This is a genomic window from Bacillus sp. WMMC1349, assembly GCF_013155385.1.
Classification (GTDB): domain Bacteria; phylum Bacillota; class Bacilli; order Bacillales; family Bacillaceae; genus Bacillus.
In genome coordinates, this window is record NZ_JABJUQ010000007.1 from 1962455 (window position 1) to 1982128 (window position 19674).

Sequence of the window (19674 nt, forward strand, 5' to 3'; positions counted from 1 at the left end):
GTATGGTATGTTTTTATAAAAATACAAAGGTGTGAATAAAAATGAAAAAATGGGTTTGGTTCCTCATCGGTTTAGTTTCGTTAGCCCTGACCTTAATTGTTTCAATTTTCGCACAAAACTACAATCTGATCATTAAGGTTTCTGGAACAATTGGCGTCATTTCCATTCTCATCTCCGGAATCTTTTTAGGAGCCTTTGTCAATGGTGACAAACAACGCGCTAATTATTTTTCGGAAACAAAAGAGCATAGAAAGACACGGACAATCATCTCAATAAACATACTACTTGTGGGATTACCCCATATTTTTGCTAGCATCATTTTTCTTATTATGTAAATACCTTAAACTTGTAGATTTTTCTGCAAGTTTTTTTATTTTATAAAGACAATCTTCTGATGTGAATTTGTTTTGACATACAACACGCAGAAAACATAGGCAGGAATACGGCGTGTTATGCGTAATCATGCTCACTTCAATATTTTTCTTGTTTCTTAACAAACAAGTCCGTTCTAGACAGTGTTATTCGTTAAGAAATCTACTTTGTTCTGAGATAAAATAAGACTGTCGCAATTTCCGACAGTCTTAGGCTCTGCTTGTTTACCACGGATAGAACGGATAGAATGGAGAAAAAAATGGAGAATAGTAGTATGGATAAGGATAAAATGGCGGTCGTGGACGCGGTCTAGGGCGTGGTCTTGGACGAGGATAAGGATATGGATAAGAATAATAGGGTTGCTGTTGCTGCCGAAAGTTTTCCATCCCTTCATAGCCATGTTCAAACATTTGCTCCATTATAAGTACCTCCTTTTTCTTTATCGAATACTTTAGGCTATGCTAAACTCACAAAAAAAGAGTACGTACAAATCAAATAAAAAACAGTCTGACTTTTGTAGCCAGACTGATGTATTTATTTTAAACCCCTCTGTTTTTAAGGTAATACAGAACTCCCCATCAAATATTTGTCTACTTCACGCGCCACTTCTCGTCCTTCATGGATGGCCCAAACGATTAAACTTTGGCCTTTTCTTGCGTCACCTGCAGCAAATACGCCTTCGACATTTGTTTTGAAATCCCCATATTTTGCGTCAACTTTGTTTCTGACTGTGTTTATGCCGAACTGTTTTAATAACGGTTGTTCTGTCCCTTCAAAGCCGATTGCGATAAACACGAATTGAGCTGGCCAGATTTTCTCTGTTCCTGGAATTTCATGAAATTCAAGTTCCCCTTGCTCGTTTTTCACTTTTTCCATTTGAACAGTGTGTAATTCTCTTAAATTACCGTTGTTATCAGAAACCAGTTTTTTTGTTTGAATGCAATACTTCCTTGGATCGCTTCCAAATTTCGCTTTCGCTTCTTCATAAGCATAATCAAGCGTATAGATATGCGGCTGTTCTGGCCACATATTTTCAGCAGTTCTTGTATCAGGTAGTTTTGGATGTTTACCGAACTGGACGACGCTTCGTGCTTTTTGGCGCAAAGCGGTTGCAACACAGTCTGCCCCGGTGTCTCCGCCCCCGATCACAATCACGTCTTTGTTTCTCGTATTCATAAATTTCTTATCTTTAAAATTGGAATCGAGCATACTCTTGATTGTGCCAGTTAAATAATCCATCGCAAAGTGAACACCGTTTGCTTCACGGCCCTCTATTAAGAGGTCACGTTGTTTTTGCGCACCTGTACATAAAATGATAGCATCATATTGTTCTTTCAATTCAGCGGCAGTTATGTCTTTACCGATTTCAGTATTGATAACAAAATCAATGCCTTCTTGTGTTAACAATTTGATTCGGCGTTCAACAATGCTTTTTTCAAGTTTCATGTTTGGAATTCCGTACATCAGCAGACCACCCGGGCGGTCTGCTCTTTCATATACAGTTACAGAATGTCCTGCCTGATTCAGTTGATCTGCACTTGCCAAGCCGGCTGGACCAGAGCCGACAATTGCAATTTTCTTGCCAGTCCGTTTTTTAGGAATTCGCGGCTTAATCCAGCCATTTTCAAAACCTTTGTCAATAATTGTCCGCTCGATGCTTTTAATCGAAACAGCCGGATCTGAAATCGCCACTGTACATGACCCTTCACAAGGCGCTGGACAAACGCGTGAGGTAAATTCGGGAAAGTTGTTTGTTTTCAGGAGCCGCTCAAGTGCTTCTTTCCATCTTCCCCGATAGACAAGATCATTCCATTCCGGAATCAGGTTATAAATCGGACAACCTGATGTATAGCCCTTTATATCCATTCCGATTTGGCAAAAAGGTGTCCCGCAATCCATACAGCGTGCACCTTGCCGTTTTGCTGCCTCTTCAGAAAATGGCGATGAATATTCATTCCAGTCTTGAATCCGTGTGAGAGGATCTCGTTCAGCCGGCTTTTCCCGCTTGAATTCGATAAATCCTGTTGCTTTGCCCATGTTCCCCTCCCCCTTTCTTACTGTACCACTGCTTCTTTTGCAGAGGCAGCATGAGTTGGAATCTTTTGCTTTGTACCAGCTTCAAAAGCATACATCATCGCTTCTTCATCCGTTAAACCAGCTTCTTTTTGTTCTTTTATCCGCTTCATCATTTGTTTGAAATCTTTCGGAATCACTTTCACAAATTGAGTCACAGTTTGTTCCCAATCATTTAGCAGTGATGCTGCCTTTTCACTTTGTGTGTAATGATAATGTTGTTGAATCATTTCTTTCAGTTCTGCAATTTCTTCTGAATCCAGAAGCGTTTCAAACTCAATCATTTCCTGATTGCATTTCCGTTTAAAAGCTTTTTGGTCTTCAGCAAAAATGTAGGCGATTCCACCTGACATACCTGCTCCGAAATTTTTTCCGATATCTCCCAAAATAACAACACGTCCGCCTGTCATGTATTCACATCCATGATCTCCAATGCCCTCAACCACAACATTTACTCCACTGTTTCGGACAGCAAACCTTTCTCCAGCAAGTCCGTTTATATAAGCTTCACCACTTGTTGCACCGTAAAACGCAACATTTCCGATGATGACATTTTCACGGAAAGCAGGATTGAAATGATCCGGTGCTTTGACAGCGATTTTTCCACCTGATAAACCTTTTCCAACATAGTCATTGGCATCCCCTGTTAAATAAAGTGACATACCTTTAGGTACAAATGCTCCAAAGCTTTGACCTGCTGAGCCTGTGAAGTGCAGTTTGATCGTATCATCAGGTAGACCTTTTTCCCCATAGCGTTTCGAAATTTCGCTTCCGGTCACCGCCCCTGTAACGCGGTTTGTATTCTGAATTGTAAATGATGCTTCTGACGGAATTCCGTCCATTATTGAGCTTTTAACCGCAGGTAAAATTTCTGTCATATCAAGTGATTCAGAAATTTTATGATTTTGCGGTGTCCGGAATGTACGCGTGCCTTTTGGTTGGTAGAGCAAGTTTGCTAAATCTAATTGCCCCGCTTTCCAATGTGCTTTAGTACGTTCACTGATATGAAGGACATCTGTGCGACCTACCATTTCATCAATCGTTTTGAATCCTAGACGCGCCATCAATTCGCGCGCTTCTTGAGCGATAAAACGCATATAATTGACGAGGTGATCTGGATCTCCCTTGAATTTTTTGCGAAGTTCCGGGTTTTGCGTTGCAACTCCGACAGGGCAAGTATCTAAATGGCAAGCCCTCATCATGACACAGCCGAGAACTACGAGCGGCGCTGTGGCAAAACCAAATTCTTCTGCTCCTAATAATGCAGCCATGACAACATCTCTGCCTGTCATTAATTTTCCATCTGTTTCTAATACTACACGATCGCGCAAACCGTTTAACATTAATGTTTGGTGTGCTTCAGCCAAGCCAAGTTCCCACGGAAGTCCGGTATGTTTAATACTTGTCTTTGGAGACGCTCCGGTTCCACCGTCATATCCGCTGATGACGATCACATCTGCTGTTGCTTTTGCGACACCGGCAGCAATTGTACCAACACCGGCTTTGGCAACGAGTTTGACACTGATCCGTGCATCACGGTTGGCATTTTTCAAATCATGGATGAGCTGTGCCAAGTCTTCAATCGAGTAAATATCATGGTGTGGCGGTGGTGAAATCAAACCGACACCAGGCGTTGATCCCCTGACATTGGCAACCCATGGGTAAACTTTGTTTCCTGGGAGCTGACCGCCTTCCCCAGGTTTTGCCCCTTGAGCCATTTTAATTTGTAACTCATCGGCATTGACAAGATAGTGGCTTTTTACACCGAAACGACCTGAGGCAATTTGCTTAATGGCACTGCGGCGATGATCGCCATTGGCATCAGGGGTAAAACGATCTGGATCTTCCCCGCCTTCCCCACTGTTGCTTTTTCCGCCTAAACGGTTCATCGCAATCGCCAATGTCTCATGTGCTTCTTTGCTTAGAGAACCAAATGACATTGCTCCTGTTTTAAAACGGCGAACAATGGATTCAACAGATTCAACTTCTTCAAGCGGCACTGGTTTTCGTGTTTCATCAAATGAGAAAAGGTTGCGTAAAAAACCGATTCTTTCTTCATCTGCCGCTTGTGAATACTGTTTGAATAGATGATAATCGCCATTTCGACAAGCCCATTGTAACGTGTGAATCGTTTTTGGATTAAAAGCATGATGTTCGCCGTCTTTTCTCCATTGGAAATCACTTCCTGAATCAAGAGTTGTACTGTAAGTGTCAGCATAAGCTTTTTGATGGCGAACAACGGCTTCTTTTGCAATCGTGTCTAAATCGATGCCGCCAAGTTGTGATGCCGTTCCAGTAAAGTATTGATCAATCACATCTTGGTTGATGCCAACCGCTTCAAAAATTTGTGCACCACGGTAACTCTGCACAGTCGATATTCCCATTTTAGACATTACCTTGACGACACCTTCAGTGACACTCTTGCTGTACTTTGTGACAGCTTCTTCATAGCTAAATGGAAGAATGCCTTCGTCGATGATATGTTTAAAAGTCGCATATGTGAGATACGGATGAATAGCATCAGCTCCATAGCCGATCAATGCTGCAAAATGGTGGACTTCCCTAGCTTCACCTGATTGGGAAATGATACTGACTTTCGTCCGTTTACCAGTTCGAACTAAATATTGATGCAATGCACTTACTGCAAGGAGTGATGGAATCGGTGTTTTTTGTTCATCCATTTTGCGATCTGATAGGATGAGAAGTGTCACACCTTCTGCAATTGCCTTATCCGCTTCTTTAAACATATCTTCAAGACCGCTTTTTAAGTCTCCTGTAAATAGCGTATGAATCGTTTTATTTTTAAAGTGCTGGTGGACAAGTCCTCTAAGCGAGTTAAACTGAGCATTTGTTAATACTGGTGTATACAGTTTAATCCGACGGCAACTGCTTTCATTTGGATGAAGCACATCTCCTTCTGCTCCGAGCCATGTTAAAGTTGATGTTACAATTTGCTCGCGAATCGCGTCAATTGGTGGATTTGTAACCTGTGCAAAGAGCTGCTTGAAATAATTAAACAGTGATTGCGGGCGATCTGATAAAACGGCAAGCGGAACATCGTGTCCCATCGATCCGAGCGGATCTTTTCCTTCTGTAATTACTGGAATTAAATATTTTTGAATATCTTCATATGTGTAGCCAAACGCTTTTTGTCGCATGAAAAGATCTGGGACCGATTTTTCTTCACTTTCCTGAATATCATTTGCAACATGAACAATTTCTTTGCTGAGCCATTCTTGATAAGGAAACTCGTTAGAAATTTCTGACTTGACTTCTTCATCAGATATAATTCGTCCTTCTTCAAGATCAACTAACAACATTTTTCCTGGGTTGAGGCGGTCTTTATATAAAACATTTTCCTGATCAACATCAATGACGCCGACTTCAGAGGAAAAAATCAGATAATCGTCTTTTGTAACATAATAACGAGCCGGTCTGAGTCCGTTCCGGTCAAGAATAGCTCCGATTTGTCTGCCATCAGTAAACGAGATCGCTGTCGGACCATCCCAAGGCTCCATTAAAGAGCTGTGATATTCGTAAAATGCTTTCTTGTTCTTTGACATATAAGGATTTTCGTTCCATGGTTCTGGTATCATCATCATGGCAGTATGTGACGGTTTTCTTCCTGCCAATACAAAGAATTCAAAAGCATTGTCTAAAATAGAAGAATCACTGCCGTTTTCATCTAAGATCGGTAAAATTTTCGGTAAATCTTCGCCAAACGCTTCTGAAACAAACTGCTGTTCTCTCGCTTTCATCCAGTTCATATTGCCGCGGAGAGTATTGATTTCTCCATTATGAATGAGATAGCGGTTCGGGTGGGCTCTTTCCCAGCTTGGAAACGTGTTTGTACTAAAGCGGGAATGAACCAGTGCAAATGCTGAAACAAAATCTTCATCTTGCAAATCTTCATAAAAAGCATCCACTTGTTCAGGTGTTAATAGTCCTTTGTAAACAATTGTTTTACTGGAAAGGCTGGCGACATAAAATGATTTCCCATGGTCTTTTGCCCAGTGTTCAGTTTGTTTACGAATCACATATAATTTTCGTTCAAATGCTAAATGGTCATTCATTTTTTCATTAACACCAATAAACACTTGACGAACAATAGGTGCGCTCTCAGCGGCAACTTTTCCGATTTTTCCGACATTTACAGGGACAGTTCGCCAACCAAGTACAGACTGTCCTTCTTCTTCAATCAAGTGATTCATGTGAGCTTCGATTTTTCCGCGCTCACTGTCATCCTTTGAAAAAAAGATCATTCCCACACCATAGCGCCCTTTTTCAGGCAATTGAAAACCAGAGCATACTTTTTTAAAAAAAGCATCAGGTATCTGCATCATGATGCCTGCCCCATCTCCGGTGTACGGGTCACTGCCCTGCCCGCCCCGGTGATCTAATTGACAGAGCATTTGTAATCCTTTTTTGACAATATCATGATTTGGCTTGCCTTTAATATGAGCGTAGAGACCAATTCCGCATGCGTCATGTTCAAATTCAGGACGGTAGAGACCTTGCGCATTAGGTAGTTGTTGATCCGTCATCGTTCCTCTCCCCCGTTCAGGTTACCGTTTTTTCCCGGTCACAAAATCTTACAAACTCTAACTCCATTGTAGGTTTTCAAATCCATACAAACAATATATAATTTAGATTAAACTAATCTCATTTTGATATAAGCAGGTGAAAGGGATGGAATTACGCCAACTGCATTACTTTATGGAAGTAGCTGAAAGAGAACACGTATCAGAAGCTGCCATGCATCTTCATGTTGCTCAATCGGCGATCAGCAGACAAATAGCAAACCTTGAAGAAGAGCTTGGCGTGTCTTTATTTGAGCGGGAAGGCCGCAATGTCAAATTAACCCCGATCGGAAAGCAATTTTTAATTCATATTAAAGCGGCTATGAAAGCGATTGATTATGCAAAAGAACAAATTAATGAGTATTTAGATCCCAATAGAGGGACGGTGAGAATCGGCTTTCCGACAAGCCTTGCCAGCCAGTTTCTGCCGACTGTCATTTCCGAGTTTAAACATGAGCATCCAAATGTTGCTTTCCTTCTAAGACAAGGGGCATATAAGTTTTTAATTGAAGCGGTCAAAAATAGGGATATTGATTTGGCGTTTCTCGGTCCTGTTCCAATGAATGATCCTGAGATTAAAGGAGATATTTTATTCACGGAAAGCATTTTTGCACTTCTCCCAGTTAACCATCCGCTCTCAGAGCAAAAAAGCCTTCACTTAGGCGATCTCAGGAATGATAATTATGTGCTTTTCCCTGATGGTTACATTCTTCGCAAGATGGCTGTTGATGCCTGTAAACAAGCAGGCTACACACCGAAAATTTCTTCAGAGGGTGAAGATTTAGATGCGATCAAAGGCTTGGTTTCTGCGGATATGGGCGTGACACTTTTGCCTGAAAGTGCCTTTAATGAAACACCTCCCCGCTTTACGAAGAAAATCCCGATTGACTATCCTCAAGTGAAACGCACAGTCGGAATCATTACCCCAAAAAATCGGGAGCTCTCCCCTTCAGCAAAAGATTTTTATCAGTTTGTTAAACAGTTTTTCTCACATCTTCAACGATATCAATAACACATCAGTCAGCCGAGCTGAACGCTCGGCTGATCTAAAAAAATTAAATTGTATCTTACGAAATGCCTTTCAATGAATCGCTAAATAAATAGTTAACCCTAGTACAATTAGATATAGACAGTCAACTAATATTTGTTTTTTTCGATGAAAGCAAATGACATTTTTTCGAGACAACATGATATAAATATCAGGGGAAATTATCCAAATGATTTGCAATAAAAAAGACAGCTTTTGCATGACCGTTAATGGGTTAAATGTAAATCCAGATCCCGCATCTCCACCTATAGTTGACAAATACATTGAAAAATTTAGGAAAGGTATGATGAAGCAATATATTAGTCTAAAAAAGTTTATATAAAAAAATTGTTTTGCACGAATACCTTTCAATGAAAAGATCAGTCCGTAGATGAAAAGAAAAATAGTTCCAAAACTTATGATCGGATGGTTTGCAAAGTAAATAAGAGTAAGCCCTAATAAAAACATAATTTCTCCTCTTTAATTCTTTTTGTACAAAGGCTTGTGAAATCTTCACAGAGACTTAAACTTATCTTAACACACTTTTCTTATATGACAGCAAAAGGTGCTTACATATGTCCCCTGTGTTAAATCGCCGCAAATTTTCAAACCTATCTTGATACAGGGTTGGAAGGTTGGTCAAAACGGCAAGGGGTTGTATCATATACCTAATCGAGTAAAAAGGACCTTTAAAGTTTTCGCCGATCCAATCTTCTAAAAAGGACAGCTTATACTCACGAAAGAATCCCGATATGATGTAATTGCCGCATACGGGGATAAAATCACCGCACATACCGTTGTCACCCTTCCACAATTTATAAAGATCGTCAGAAAAGAATCTCTAGAAAAATAATCGATTCTTTCCAATTATTTTTTTCAATGAAATCTTATAACGTTGTTCAATATCCCGTCCAAGCTTTTCCTGCAGGATTTCCAATTGTTTAATGATGTAATGAAGATCAAATATATTATAGATCTGTTGGGTTTCCCAAATGGTCGTTAATCGCGCTTTATCACCAAATGGTATCAATGAAATAATGGGTTCGTCCCCTTCATACTCCATTGTGTAATATCTGTACTCTGTAACTTTGTTTTTTTTCTTCATTTTTTTAATCCACTCATTCAAAGAGGCATAAAATTCTAATAGGGCGATACTTTCTTTGAAATAGATGTTCCCGTTTATTTTAATTAGTAGTTCCCCCTCAACGCTCAACATGACTGAAGGGTCTTTTCTCAAATTCTTAGGGATGGGTGTGTCCTGAAAGTCGTGTGGATGAATAAAAATTGGGGAATTTGCTCGCTTTCCGCGGGCAATCCGCGAGCCTCCTCGGAGCTCGTTCCTTGCTCCTCTTGGGTCTCGCCTGGCTCGCTGTTTCCGCAGGAGTCTCGCAATTCCTCCTGATTTATCTTGAAAAAGGACTTTTTAGACAGCTCCGTGAATTTATAATTAAACTCTACTTGATTGGATACGTCGTCCATATCTTACCGTCTCACTCTCTACTATTTTTAGTTTGGTCTTACCTTTTATTTTGATGTTCTTTCCTATATTTGTAAAGCAGGTCACCCCAGGCAGAAAAAATTTTCTTGACGCAGTATCGTATCCCTTTAGATATCGCATCCAGAAGAGTAAAAGCCTTCATCCATTCAGATCAAGGAATTCACGATACAAATCCACTCTTTTAAAAGATCGTTATGCCGATCCATGTCAAGAAGTGGGAACTGTTGGAACAACGCCCCGCAAGAATGAACCCAACTAAAGCGTGAAAATAACAACTACAGATTATCAATACAATTTTAAAAAATGACTCCTGTAGAATACAGGAATCACCTTTCCAATGTAGCCTGGCTTTATTTTTTTGGCATCTCAACACTCAATAAATAATCAAGTAATGCTTGTTGTTCTTTTTTAGAAAAACCGCTTTTAGCATCTACCCAAAATTCATGTCCTTTGCCCGTGATTCTGACCGTTTTTAAGTCCGCTGAAGCGGAATTACTATTGATCACCTGTTGTCTTAAATCTCTGTCAATCATCGCTAGCAAGCTATGATAAGGATCGGTCGGTTTTCCCTTGCCAATCGTTCCCGGAATGCCGATCTCTTTTAACGAACTGCCGACCGCTACACCACCATCATGCAAATATGGTGCACTCCAATAAAGTCCGATCAGACTCGGGACCTTATAACCGCCTGGTGAGCCGTTTTTAGCCCATGCCAGTTTGATTTGCTCTTGATTAAGGTGATATGTCGGGACATTTAAAACTTTAGCATCTTTCGGAACAGGCACATTTGTATTTGGCGCGTACATTTTACTTTCCCCAAATATCTTTTCTGTTTTTTTAAAAGCTTGTGCTCTTGTTGGTTCAGTCCCGACTTTTCTTGCTGAAATCACTTGGTTATTTGTTAAATAACTTCCACCATGACAAGTGATACAACCTGCTTTTGTAAACACGTTTCTTCCTTGTTTCATCGTATTTCTACTTACTTTCCGTGGTGGTTTTGGTGGTTTTAACGTGTTTTGCCAAGCAGAAACAGCATGATTTTGTTCATTTACTTTCTTGCCTTTTGAACTGACAATAACACCATCTGGTGCCATCAATGTAACGTTAGGAAAGCTCGGCGGTTTGATCATTTGATTGACACCGGGAACATCTGGTGTAGGATCAGCTTTGGCGAAAAATTCCGATGGTGTTTTGCCGCTCTTCGGATTGTAGCGGTATTTTTGATCAGCAGCATGCTGAAGAATGGTTCCAATGTAAACGTCCTGGCTCATTCCAAACAAAGCTTTACTGGCTGGAGCCTGTGAGAGACTGTCTGAGTTTTGCGCATGAACATTATTGCTAAACACACTCAAGCCTTTAAATGGACCAGCCATCGCGATCCCGCTCCAGCTAAATGGATGATCTCCTAATGTAAAGCAATCAGGAATCTGCGTTGGATTACTTTTCATATCAATCGATGAATCGAAATATCCTTTTGGCCATTTGACTAATACTTGATCAACTGCTTTTTCTAATTTTTCCGAATTGGGCAAACGTTCCTTTTTCCCCTTTCCAACTTTGATGACAGGGCTTTGAGAATTCACGAATTGTTTAATATTCTTCACTTCAGCATGTGTAAAAAAAGCGGCAGAATTCGTTGCAAGTGCCAACATTAACCCTGTATTCAAATCAGGATTTGTGACACCTTCCATCACCTGCATTGTCTGTGGATCTGTTGTCGCATGACAAGCTGCACAACTAATCCCGACTTTTGCTTTCCCTTTCGAATATGTAATTGGCATACCAAGAGGAGCATAAGTACCTTTTACTACATCAATTCCTGTATCAATCTTCTCCCCTTTCTTAAATGTCCTATTGCCAACCTTGACTGTTTTTGCTAGTTCGACTTGTAGATTTGTTGTTCCTTTTCCATTTAACGCTATAATTGCTTTTGCCATATTCGTTAAGGTTATCGGTCCATCAAGTATTCCGAGAATATCTGTTAAAAAAACCTCGTTTCCGAATGTTTCTTTATAAAATGTTTCCCTGCCCAAATCAAGAAGCTGATCATTGATTTTAACCGCCCCTTTGTCACTTGATAAATTCATCTGCTTGGCTTTTTCATTGGTGATGAATTTTCCCCATACATCATATCCAGTCGACCGTTTTTCTTTTGAAATCACTTTCTCTTTTGGTGGCATATAAGCATATTCGGGTTCGAAGTGCCTTATTGTCAAAAAAAGAATGCCTACGATGATCGGGATGATCCCGATGATAAAGAACCATTTACGTTTTCGCATCATGCCCTCCTCCTTTCTCATTATTATTTTTCCCAATTGCTACATAAATCACTTCTTTTTTTAGAAAAGCATGTTGATTTTGATTGTTCAAAGGTTATTCATTGACTTCTTTTTGGCAATGACATTAATATGATGTTAGCTATTTAGTTTATTTACTTAATTAACTTTTTTAGAGCAGGTGCTATAAATGAAACATCATACAGTACAGGAATTAATGAAAGCTCTTCAGCGACTGCGTGATTTAGAAATGAAGCATTCGCTTCCATCGAATGAGTCAAGAGTGTTAATGTTCTTAACTGAAAATGCTAAGAGTGAAGGAAAAATGGTTTCGGATATTCATCAAGTGTTAAATGTCTCTTCCCCATTTGTGACGCAACTATTAAACAAGCTTGAAAAAAAAGAATTGATTTATCGCCGAATCGACCCAGAAGACCGCCGGATTGTCCGCATCTTCTTAACTGACGAAGGAAAAAAATTAGCACTTCAAGTGCAAAACAAACTCAATCAATCGTTTATTCAACTTGTGACTTATCTCGGCGAGACAGACAGTAAACAGTTCGCTGATTTGATTCATAAAGTAGCTGATTTTATTGAATTTGAGAAAAAAACAGATGAAAAGAAGGTTGTAAAATGATTTCCCTTTTAAAATATTTAAAACCTTACAAGCTTCAGATTTTTCTTGTAACACTTTTCACACTACTGTCGATTTTGCTTGAACTGTATCTGCCGACATTAATGGCAGACGTTGTTGATGTTGGTATTGTCAATGGGGATATTCCCTACATCTTGAAAACGGGTGTATGGATGGTGGTTTGTTCCGTTCTGGCGATATTCATGACTGTAGGCAAGGCTTTTTTTGCTTCAAGGTCATCACTTGCTTTCGGACGGGATATTAGACGAAAGCTGTTCGTTAAGACTGAACATTTTTCAATAGACGAATTTGGCAAGTTCGGGTCTAGTTCACTTATGACGCGGACGACAAATGACGTCAAACAAGTACAGGATGTTCTAAATATGATGCTTTCGATGATGACAAGAGCACCTTTAATGCTGATCGGCGGGATCGTATTAGCAGTATCTAGAGATGCACAGCTATCTATCGTATTTTTGGCAGCCCTCCCCATACTGGCGGGATTGATTTTTTTAATTAGCAGAAAGGCTGTTCCCTTGTTCGGAATGTTACAAAAAAAGACAGACCGGCTGAATCTCGTCCTTCGTGAAGGGCTGACAGGAATTCGGGTGATCCGGGCCTTTAATCGTGTAGATGTAGAAAAAGACCGCTTTAAAAACGCAAACAAAGAATTTCGTGATACAGGAACCGCGGTAAATCGAATCATGGCTTTCTTATTCCCTGTGATGATGATTATGATGAATTTTACAAACATCGCAATTGTTTGGTTTGGTGGGATTCGGATTGATCAAGGCAACATGCAAGTAGGAAACTTAATGGCATTTCTCCAATATGCTGCAATGATTTTAATGGCTTTGATTATGCTTGCTGTGACATTTGTGATGATTCCACGCGCACAAGCTTCCGCAAACCGGATCAATGAAGTGCTGACTGTTGAGCCACAGATCACAGATCCAGAAGAGCCCTTAAGAAATGACGACTTGTGCGGATTTGTTGAATTTAAAAATGTGACATTTCGATACAGAGGAGCAGAAAAACCAGTTCTCGAAGATATTTCATTTCAGGCAAAACCTGGTGAAACAACGGCTATTATTGGGAGCACAGGTGCTGGAAAAACAACGATTCTTCAATTGATTCCTAGGTTTTTCGATATAGAAAAAGGTGAAGTGCTTGTAAATGGCATTGATGTGAGACAGATTCTCCAACAAGAGTTGCGTGCAAAAATCGGCTATGTCCCACAGAAGGCTTCTTTATTCAGTGGAACAATTCGAGAAAATATCTGTTTTGGTAAAGAAGATGCTACAGAAGCAGAAATATTAACAGCGCTTAAAACAGCCCAAGCCTCAGACTTTGTTGAGGGCAAAGAAAATGGGATTGATTCTTACATTGAGCAAGCAGGAGCCAATCTATCAGGCGGGCAAAAACAGCGGCTTTCTATTGCGAGAGCATTAGTCAGAAAACCGGATATTTATTTGTTTGATGATAGTTTTTCGGCGCTTGATTATAAAACAGATCAAAAACTTCGACAAGCATTAAAAGCAACAACTGCACATGCCGCCGTGGTCCTTGTTGCTCAAAGGGTCAGCTCTATTACAGAAGCAGACCAAATCATTGTTTTAAATGAAGGAAAAATTGCCGGAATCGGCACACATCAACAATTGCTGGCTGAAAACAAAATTTATCAAGAAATTGTAGCATCCCAACAAACTGAGGAGGAAAGCGCATGAAGCAAAAACAAGAACATCAAGCCTCCTTCTCACGGAAACCGAAAGAATTTAAGAAAACCATGCTAAGACTTGCCGGTTATTTAAAGCCGCGGACATTTCAACTCGTATTTGTCGCTCTTGCTGCGGTTTTATCTACTTTATTTAATGTGATCAGTCCTAAGCTACTTGGGGATGCAACCTCCTCTCTCTTTGCAAGTTTTAGCAAAGGAACAGCTGTTCAGTTCGATTTTCTTGGCAGGCTTATGCTGATCTTAGCGGGGCTTTATTTACTTTCTGCCTTCTTTACTTTCTTACAACAGTATCTCATGGCCGGAGTTGCTCAAAAAACAATTTATGAATTGCGTCAAGAAGTCAACGAAAAACTGACGCGCCTTCCTTTGAAATATTTTGATCAACATTCACATGGAGATACACTTAGCCGGGCGGTAAATGATATTGATAATATTAATACTTCACTTCAGCAGGCACTGACACAAATGATCACATCGGTGATCACCATTGTCGGGATCATCATTATGATGTTGTTGATCAGCCCGGTCTTGACGCTTGTTGTATGTATCACTATTCCGCTCAGTATGCTTGCCGTCAAACTGATCGCATCATTCTCACAAAAACACTTTGCTGACCAGCAAAAACAACTTGGTGCAATGAATGGTCATGTTGAGGAAATGTTTACAGGTCATCAAGAAGTCAAAGCATTTGGCCATGAAGATAAAGCAATTAAGCAATTTGATCAAATGAATGAACGTTTATACGCTTCAGGTTGGAAGGCACAATTTACTTCTGGGTTAATGATGCCGATGATGACATTTATCGGAAACCTCGGTTATGTTTTTGTTAGCATTATGGGAGGTATTTTTGTTTTAAATGGAAGTTTGTTAATCGGTGGTGTTCAAGCGTTTATTCAATACACACAACAGTTTTCACAGCCTCTCATTCAAGTTGCAGGAATTGCCAATACCATTCAATCGGCTATTGCTTCCGCAGAAAGGGTCTTTAACCTATTAGATGAAGAAGAAGAAAAACTGGAAAGTCCTGCGGCTGTCGACACTGAGAAATTAACAGGTGATGTTTTATTTGAACATGTTACATTTGGATATGATGTCAACACACCTGTTATCCATGATTTAAATCTTGCTGTCAAAGAAGGCCAAACGATTGCGATTGTCGGTCCGACTGGAGCTGGGAAAACAACAATTATTAATTTACTGATGCGGTTTTATGAAGTAAGCAGTGGGACAATCAAAATTGGCGGGATGAATCTGAGCGAGCTGTCACGGGAACAAGTGAGAAGTATGTTTGCAATGGTCCTCCAAGATACTTGGCTTTTTAATGGAACAATTCGCGACAATATCGCTTATGGGCGTGAAGATGCAACGAACGAGGAAATCATTCAAGCAGCAAAAAATGCTTATGCAGATGACTTTATCCGTACTTTTCCTGATGGTTATGACACCATATTAAGTGAGGATGCGCAAAATATTTCACAAGGGCAAAGACAATTATTAACGATCGCCCGCGCGATTTTAGCAAACCCGAAAATTTTAATTCTTGATGAAGCGACAAGCAGTGTTGATACCCGAACAGAAATGAATATTCAACAAGCAATGAGCGAACTAATGAAAAACCGCACCAGTTTTGTGATCGCTCACCGTCTCTCTACTATTAAAGATGCAGATTTAATTTTGGTGATGAACAACGGGAGCATCATTGAAAAAGGAGACCATGAAGAACTTCTCCGCCAAAATGGCTTTTACGCTGATTTATATCATAGTCAATTTTCTCAGGATAAAGCTGTTAGCTAGACAAGAAGTGGCGTTTACTCGTGATATAGGGACGCCACTTTTTAGCTTTTTAACATTCGTTTTCGAATTTGTTCTACTTTTAAAAAAATGTAATGATTGGGTTAACTCTTTAAAATGTTAATGACTTTTAACATGTTTCTCGTTACAATATACAGAGCAGTTTTTCTGAAGCTCCGCACCCTATCCAGCTTTGGTCAACGATCAACTGAAGTGGTTATTCCACTTGATTTCCCGTCATCCTCTGGTTCATTTCAATTTCTGGAAAGAAAACTTCATTAGCAATAAGGTGAAACACGTTATTAGTATGGGTATGTCCATCATCAGTCACATTAGATCTAAAAATATTCTGCATAGCAATCTACCCGTGATTGAAAATTTCAGTTTCTTAGATTGAGAACAATTGTTGTAAATATTAGAAAGAACTAGTATACTTTTATAGTTGTCCCATCGTGCGGGAAAATGAGAAATGGAGGTGGAAAAAGTCGTTTATTTTAACCCATCCTCACATAAGAAATAAACACACTAAACATATCGGTAAAATAGTTATCAGAGGAGGAATGGTATGGATCAGAAAATTAATTCAAAAGCGATACTGATCACCTTTATGATCGGTGCGTTTTTTTCAATATTAAATGAAACTTTACTTAACATTGCTTTAACAGAGATTATGGCAGTGTTTAGTGTTAATGCTTCAACTGTTCAATGGTTAGCAACAGGTTTTATGTTAGTCATGGGTATTTTAATGCCGATATCTGCCTTACTTATCCAATCATTTACGACAAGACAAATGTTTATCGGGGTCATGACAGTTTTTTTGTTAGGAACAGTCACTGCTGCTTGTGCCATCAATTTTCCAATGTTGTTAGCTGGACGGATGATACAGGCTGTGGGCACTGGGTTGCTGATTCCCATCGTGATGAATGCGTTATTGTTAATTTATCCCCCTGAAGTTCGCGGGAAAATTATGGGAACTTTCGGATTGGTGATTATGTTTGCTCCGGCAATCGGACCCACTTTATCAGGAGTCATTGTTGACATTTTAGGTTGGCGCTGGTTGTTTATTAGCGTGATTCCTTTCGTGATCTTTTCCATCCTGTTTGCGTTTAAATATTTGCAAAATGTCGGAGAGGTAACACGTCCCAAAGCTGATATGTTATCGATTATTCTTTCAACAATTGGTATTGGAGGAATTGTCTATAGCTTTAGCAGTGCAGGAGAAACTTCGGAAGGTTTTCGTTCTGTTACTGTTATTTCACTTATGATCATAAGTCTGATTAGTTTATTCATATTCGTGCTCCGCCAATTGAAATTAGACGAACCATTATTGGATGTACGCGTATTTGCTTATAAAAATTATTCGCGAGGCATCTGTTTATTTGTAATTGTCATTATGGCGATGTTTGCTTCTGAAATTGTAATGCCAATGTATTTACAGGGACCTATGGGTGTTTCTGCAAAAACGGCAGGGTTATTACTGTTGCCAGGTGCATTATTAAATGGGCTAATGTCACCAGTCATGGGTACTTTATTCGATAAATTTGGGCCGCGAAAACTGATCATACCTGGTGCGATCGTTTTGACCGGTGTTATGTTCTTCTTTAGTAAAATAAGTCCAACTGTACCAATATGGTCTTTCATGATCATATATATCATCTTAATGCTATCAATTTCTGCGATCATGATGCCTGCACAAACCAATGCTTTAAATGAACTGCCAAAACATTTATATCCACATGGAACGGCAATCGCCAACACATTACAGCCTGTCGCTGGTGCACTAGGAGTTTCCGTTTTTGTCAGTATCATGAGTCAAGGGAAACAAAGTTTTCTTGCCGAACAACAAGTGCCATTAAGCAAACAAATCATCAATGAAGCGATGACTCACGGTTTACATCATGCCTATTGGTTTGCCTTGGCTTTATGCTGTATTGCTTTTGTGATTACTTTATTTATCAAAAAAGCCGTTTCACCTGATCGTAACCAGCCTTAACTTTAAACAAATCCTCCGACTGTTGTCGGGGGGTTTTCTTTTCCACAATAAAAATAAGACTTGGAAATACCAGGTCTTATTTTTAAGCTAATTCGATCAAAAGCTGCTTTGCAAGTGTCCTTGTTTGCAATTTAGGAATTTTCGTCGGATAGCCGATCTGCAAAATCGCGACAACCCGTTCATTTGAACTGCCCCCTGCCAAGTAGACAGTGGAAATAACAAAAACATACTAGACGGCTTCAGCCCTGTATTCCACCTGGATGAGGCACGTTTAGTTTTTCTTGTAAACGATCGTAGTTGTAAAAGTGGATATTATTCATCAAGATCACGTTGAAGCTTTTCGAATGTCTCGTACGAATTCCGTCTGTACTTCTCGCATTTTAATTTTCCTCAAAACGACTCGACCGGGCCGTTATCAATACATCTGCCGACTCGGGACATACTCTGTGTCATGTTCACATCTTTCATCATTCTTCTAAGCTTGTGGGACTGTGGAGGTGCTGACGCACGCGGCTTTATGAAAGGTGTCAAACACAAGGGCGTTATCCACAGTACATAAGACACGACCATTCCCTCATGTACACATAATCCTCTTATTTTGGTTTGTTTATTTATTATTTATCTATTTATCATTTGCTTGAACCCATAAAAAAATCAGCATGCCAAATGGATGCTGATTTTTAAAGCCTCTTTATTCTTTAGGCCGATCTAAAATACTCCATACAATAAATACTATCCCTATTAATAAAGATATAATACTTAATATCAATAAGTTATTAGGAACATTCTCAAGAAGAACATTAAATTCTTCTACGGACCAAGTGTCACTATTTGAAACACCAATTGAAGCACAAATATACCTAGTCGAATAAAATATAGCTGATATTAATAAAAAAACGGAACCTAAAATACTTTTAATCATAAATTTATTGCTCTTTTCATTTTAGAATTTAACCACTCTATACTGACGCTCTACCCATCTTTGCGGGTACACATATTTAGTAGCGTAAACTTTTGCACGGGGATGGGGATCATACTTTTGTACTTGTTTAACCTTATACTTTTTGTATACATGTCTATACTCTAAACGATACCTTCCACTCTTATATTCCTTAGACACAAAACCTACTGTTTGCGACCACGTGTTCGTAACATCAAAACCAACTACGCTCTCCAAATCTCTTAGCGGAATTTTAAGTGTACCAGAATATCTATTAGCAACAGTTTTAGTATGAGATGCGGTTAATCTTCCCCCACTTACCGTAGAAGCTCCAGCATATTTCCATGAGCTATATGAATGACCTTGATAAGTTTTAGAAACCCCAAACCACCTTAAGCTTCTTACTAATGGAGTAAATGAATGATCTTCTTCAAAAAAAACCTCTTCACCTATTGTCTCATCATCAGGTACAAAATCCGTGTAGACATCAACAACTACTTCACCTTCTGCTAATCCAGAATTAATATCTGCATCCAATTCACTTGCTGACGATTTTGTAGCAGGAACAAAAAATAGTGTGAAAATCAATGCCACAGATGCGATCGATGACAAAATTACTTTTTTCATACTTACCACCCTCTCAAGTTTATATTAAACTGGGTGATTTGTCTTGATACAAATGATCGAAATTTCAGATAAAGTCAAGCGTGTTTATCTTTTCAAGCCCTCCTTTCTTATTCAAATTAACACAC

At 39.5% G+C, this 19674-nt stretch carries 12 protein-coding genes; 6 read left to right on the plus strand and 6 right to left on the minus strand.

Annotated features, from left to right (window positions below; translation table 11 throughout):
- The first annotated feature begins 41 nt into the window (after nt 1-41).
- Complete coding sequence (locus tag HOO54_RS12395; protein WP_172295666.1) at nt 42-335, plus strand: DUF5316 domain-containing protein; 294 nt, start codon at nt 42-44, stop codon at nt 333-335.
- A 261-nt stretch (nt 336-596) separates the two neighbouring features.
- On the opposite strand, the gene HOO54_RS12400 is transcribed toward HOO54_RS12395, so the two are convergent.
- The 3 genes from HOO54_RS12400 to gltB all read right to left on the minus strand — a co-directional run bounded on the left by HOO54_RS12400 (nt 597) and on the right by gltB (nt 6989).
- Complete coding sequence (locus tag HOO54_RS12400; protein ID WP_216664770.1) at nt 597-791, minus strand: hypothetical protein; 195 nt, start codon at nt 789-791, stop codon at nt 597-599.
- 136 nt (nt 792-927) lie between these two features.
- Nucleotides 928-2409: a glutamate synthase small subunit gene (gene gltD / locus HOO54_RS12405; protein WP_172295668.1), complete on the minus strand. Its 1482-nt coding sequence runs from the start codon at nt 2407-2409 to the stop codon at nt 928-930.
- Between the two features lie 17 nt (nt 2410-2426).
- Nucleotides 2427-6989: a glutamate synthase large subunit gene (gltB, locus tag HOO54_RS12410; RefSeq protein ID WP_172295671.1), complete on the minus strand. Its 4563-nt coding sequence runs from the start codon at nt 6987-6989 to the stop codon at nt 2427-2429.
- A gap of 145 nt (nt 6990-7134) precedes the next feature.
- Between gltB and gltC the strand changes: the two genes are divergently transcribed.
- Nucleotides 7135-8037, plus strand: coding sequence for a glutamate biosynthesis transcriptional regulator GltC (gltC, locus tag HOO54_RS12415; RefSeq protein ID WP_172295673.1), 903 nt, complete (start codon nt 7135-7137; stop codon nt 8035-8037).
- An 856-nt stretch (nt 8038-8893) separates the two neighbouring features.
- Here gltC and HOO54_RS24325 read toward each other — a convergent pair.
- Nucleotides 8894-9268, minus strand: coding sequence for a DUF7878 domain-containing protein (locus HOO54_RS24325; protein WP_483861932.1), 375 nt, complete (start codon nt 9266-9268; stop codon nt 8894-8896).
- A 632-nt stretch (nt 9269-9900) separates the two neighbouring features.
- Nucleotides 9901-11832, minus strand: a complete 1932-nt coding sequence (locus HOO54_RS12425) for an electron transport protein (protein ID WP_172295675.1) — start codon at nt 11830-11832, stop codon at nt 9901-9903.
- Between the two features lie 184 nt (nt 11833-12016).
- Between HOO54_RS12425 and HOO54_RS12430 the strand changes: the two genes are divergently transcribed.
- From HOO54_RS12430 to HOO54_RS12445, 4 genes are all read left to right on the plus strand, one after another.
- Entirely contained in the window at nt 12017-12463 is a 447-nt protein-coding gene (locus tag HOO54_RS12430; RefSeq protein ID WP_172295678.1) for a MarR family winged helix-turn-helix transcriptional regulator, read from the plus strand.
- On the plus strand, nt 12460-14187 hold the full coding sequence (locus HOO54_RS12435) for an ABC transporter ATP-binding protein (protein WP_172295680.1): 1728 nt from the start codon (nt 12460-12462) through the stop codon (nt 14185-14187). Before HOO54_RS12430 ends, HOO54_RS12435 begins: the two co-directional genes overlap by 4 nt.
- The gene (locus tag HOO54_RS12440) at nt 14184-15992 is read left to right on the plus strand and encodes an ABC transporter ATP-binding protein (RefSeq protein ID WP_172295682.1); all 1809 of its coding nucleotides are present in this window, start codon (nt 14184-14186) and stop codon (nt 15990-15992) included. The genes HOO54_RS12435 and HOO54_RS12440 overlap by 4 nt, the downstream gene beginning before the upstream one ends.
- Before the next feature lie 562 nt (nt 15993-16554).
- Nucleotides 16555-17982 (plus strand): MDR family MFS transporter, encoded by a 1428-nt coding sequence (locus HOO54_RS12445; RefSeq protein ID WP_172295685.1) that lies wholly within the window; start codon nt 16555-16557, stop codon nt 17980-17982.
- A 943-nt stretch (nt 17983-18925) separates the two neighbouring features.
- On the opposite strand, the gene HOO54_RS12450 is transcribed toward HOO54_RS12445, so the two are convergent.
- A complete protein-coding gene (locus HOO54_RS12450; protein ID WP_172295687.1) occupies nt 18926-19549 on the minus strand; it encodes a hypothetical protein in 624 nt (207 codons plus the stop codon).
- Nucleotides 19550-19674 lie beyond the last annotated feature (125 nt).